Genomic DNA, 415 nt, shown 5'->3' on the forward strand with positions numbered 1-415 from the left:
TCGACAAAGGCTGGCTGAAAGTTGGTGGCCTGATCAATCCGGCGGATGCGGTGGTCAAGGTCAACAAGGGCGTGATTGCTGGTGACTGGACCGGGCAAGTCGTTCAAGTTGTCGTTGACAATGCCTACACACAGGCTGTGGCTAAGCCTAAACAAGCAGGTATCCAGCACCTGCCCAAAGGCAGTCGCTGGAAAGTCGCTGGTGTAAGCAAGGACGGGAATTATGTCAGCATTGGCGGGTACATTGATGCCAGCAAAGTGAACATCGAATTGTAGCAGAAAAAGAGCTCCAACCTTAAAAGCGTTATTGTCCAATCGCTAAATGAAAGCGTGGTTTCCACCAAAATATGGAACGGTTGTGGAAAATGGTTTTAAGGATGCCGTAAAGTAGAGCGATGCGACGATTGAGTGGGAAT

At 49.4% G+C, this 415-nt stretch carries 1 pseudogene; it reads left to right on the top strand.

Annotated features, from left to right (window positions below):
- Positions 1-275 (top strand): annotated as a pseudogene (locus tag FD09_RS16525) (hypothetical protein); the annotation flags it as partial.
- Between the last annotated feature and the right edge of the window lie 140 nt (positions 276-415).

The sequence above is a fragment of the Schleiferilactobacillus perolens DSM 12744 genome, assembly GCF_001435585.1.
GTDB classification, from domain to species: domain Bacteria; phylum Bacillota; class Bacilli; order Lactobacillales; family Lactobacillaceae; genus Schleiferilactobacillus; species Schleiferilactobacillus perolens.